Genomic DNA, 2,531 nt, shown 5'->3' with positions numbered 1-2,531 from the left:
CGAAACCGCCGCCGCGGCGGCCGCCGCCGCTCAGGGACGAGGCGATGATCAAGGGGCCGAGCCAGCGGTTGCGGCCGGCGCGCCCGCCGGTCAGGGCGAGGATCAGGATGATCCAGAAGATGATCCCCGGCAGCCCGCGCGTGCGGCCCCGTCGGCTGGAATACGTGTACCCCTCGGCGAACTCGCCCGCCGCCAGCGGGTCGTCCGGAGCGACGGCCTCGGCGACGCGGATCATGACCAGGGCGAAGCGCTGCGCCGCCGGGTCGGCGGGCAGCTCCTGCATCTCGCGCAGGATGCGCCCGGATTTCAGGTCGGTGAGTTCGCCCTCCAGGCCGTAGCCCACCTCGAGGCGCGATCGCTTGTCGCGGGGGAAGACGGCGAGCAGCACGCCGCGCTCGGTCTCGCGGTCGCCGATCCGCCACGACTCGTAGATGCGGTTGACGGTGTCCTCGAGATCGCCCTCGAGTTCGGGCAGGATGGTGACGACGAACTGGATGCCCGTGCGCTTCTCGAACGCCTCCAGGGTGCGCGTGAAGGCGGCCGCTTCGTCCCGCGAGATGAGGCCCACCCGGTCGTCGAAGTGATGCCCGGGCGCCGGCGGCGGCGCGGCGTGCGCGGCGGCGGCCGTCAGAGCCAGCAGGCAGATCGCCAGGGTCGTTCTGCTCACGCGGTCACTCCCCGAAGTTCACGGCCGGGGCCTGTTCGGCGCCGCCGGCGGCCTCGAAGTAGGCGCGTTTCTCGAAGCCGAACATGCCGGCGACCAAGTTGGTGGGGAAGCGCCTGATCGTCGTGTTGTAGTCGCGCGCCATGTCGTTGAAGCGGCGGCGCTCGACGGCGATGCGGTTCTCGGTGCCCTCGAGCTGGTTCTGCAGCTCCAGGAAGTTCTGGTTGGCCTTCAGATCCGGATAGCGTTCGATCACCACCATCAGACGGCCCAGCGCCTGGGACAACCCGTCCTGCGCCTGCTGGAACTGCTGCAGGAACTGGGGGTCGTTCAAGGTCTCGGGCGTGATCTCGGCTGACACCTGGGTGGCCCTGGCGCGGGCGTTGATAACCGCCTCGAGGGTCTCGCGCTCGTGCGCCGCGTAGCCCTTGACGGTCTCGACCAGGTTGGGGATCAGATCGGCGCGGCGCTGGTAGACGTTCTGCACGTTCCCCCATTGCCCCTCGACGTCCTCCTGCTGACCGACCACGGCGTTGTACTTGCCGACCAGGCCGATGACGGCGAACGCGATGACCGCCAGGACGGCGATGGTAATCAGAACACCTTTGGACATGATGACCTCCTGTGGACGGGACGACGGCGGTTCACGGCTCGACGATCAGTCGGAAAGTGTCGCCCGGTTGCATCGATTCCGCAACCTCCATGCCCTCGACCACCTTGCCGAACACGGTGTAGCGGCCGTCGAGGTGCGGCTGCGGGGAGAGGGTGACGAAGAACTGGCTGCCGCCGGTGTCCCTGCCTGAATGGGCGACCCCGACGGTGCCGCGCTCGTAGGTCGTCGTGCTCCACTCGCTGCGGATCGTGAAGCCGGGCCCGCCCCAGCCAGTGCCCAGGGGATCGCCGCCCTGGATCACGAAGTCGGGCACCACGCGGTGGAAGGACAGGCCCTCGTAGAAACCGTCGCGAACGAGCGCCAGGAACGTGGCGCAGGTGTTGGGTGCGATTCCCCCGTCGAGCGCCATGACGAAGTCGCCGCGCCCGGTGATGCAACGCACGCGCGGTGCGTCGAAGGGCAGGGCGAGGGGCGCCTGGCGAGGGTCGCGTACGTGGGCGGGCAGCGTGGCGCCCAGGCTGGCCTCGCTGGGGACCAGGCCGGGCTCGATCAGATTCCCGGCGGCGGCGGCCGCGCGGGCGGCCAGGCGCACGTGCGGTTCGGGGAAGTCGAAGCCGGCTTCGAGGACGGCGGCGATGCGCGGGCGCAAGGTGTCCGCCATGGCGTAGGCGGTGTCGGCCTGGAGAGCCGCGAGCGTTCCCAGCACGCCGCGGCGCACGTCCACGCCGGGCAGGCCGCGGGCATTCTCGCAGGCCTCGAGCAGAGCGATCAGGTTCTCGTCGGCCGGGAAGGAGGCGAGCAGATCGGCGGCGAGGGCAGCGGCGTGGGGATCGTCCTCGCGCAGGACACGGCGCAACGCCGTCTGCACCGCGTCCGCGACGTGCGCCAACTCCTGCGGCGGGTGCTCCTCGCCCTGGAAACGACGCCAGGCCGCGACGAGCCCTTCGCAGGCGGACATGCGCAGCGGGGCCTGCAGGCCCCGGCCGACCGTCTGGGCCCGTTGCGCGACCTCCCGGGGCGTCAGGATGTGGCGGCACATGCCGGTCCAGACGGCCTCGCGGACCAGGGGGTGCGGGTCGCGCTCGATGCGCGCCCAGGACGGATCGCCGGTGATGCCTGCGCCGCGCAGGGCGATGCAGGCCGTCGCGGAGGCGGCTCGGACGGCCGGTTCCGGCGCGGTCCCCGTCTCGACGGGCAGCAGCTGGGCGCGTGCCGAATGGAGCAGGCGGATGCGCCAGACGGGCAGCAGGCTCT

3 protein-coding genes are annotated in these 2,531 nt (G+C 71.2%); all 3 read right to left on the bottom strand.

Annotated features, from left to right (window positions below):
• Window positions 1–667: TPM domain-containing protein (locus KJ554_05660; GenBank protein ID MBU0741824.1), on the bottom strand; the 667-nt coding region annotated here is incomplete at its 3' end.
• Between the two features lie 4 nt (window positions 668–671).
• Window positions 672–1,277 carry a LemA family protein gene (locus tag KJ554_05655; protein MBU0741823.1) on the bottom strand — a complete coding sequence of 202 codons (606 nt, stop codon included), beginning with the start codon at window positions 1,275–1,277 and terminating at the stop codon, window positions 672–674.
• A gap of 31 nt (window positions 1,278–1,308) precedes the next feature.
• Window positions 1,309–2,316 carry a peptidylprolyl isomerase gene (locus KJ554_05650; GenBank protein MBU0741822.1) on the bottom strand — a complete coding sequence of 336 codons (1,008 nt, stop codon included), beginning with the start codon at window positions 2,314–2,316 and terminating at the stop codon, window positions 1,309–1,311.
• Window positions 2,317–2,531: the final 215 nt, after the last annotated feature.

It is taken from the genome of bacterium, from assembly GCA_018814885.1.
Taxonomy (GTDB): domain Bacteria; phylum Krumholzibacteriota; class Krumholzibacteriia; order LZORAL124-64-63; family LZORAL124-64-63; genus JAHIYU01.
This window is presented reverse-complemented; position numbering and strand designations above follow the sequence as displayed.

Coding starts and splice junctions, on each gene's coding strand:
- KJ554_05650 (MBU0741822.1), bottom strand. CDS start 2,316: ATGTGCCGCCACATCCTGACGCCCCGGGAGGTCGCGCAACGGGCCCAG.
- KJ554_05655 (MBU0741823.1), bottom strand. CDS start 1,277: ATGTCCAAAGGTGTTCTGATTACCATCGCCGTCCTGGCGGTCATCGCG.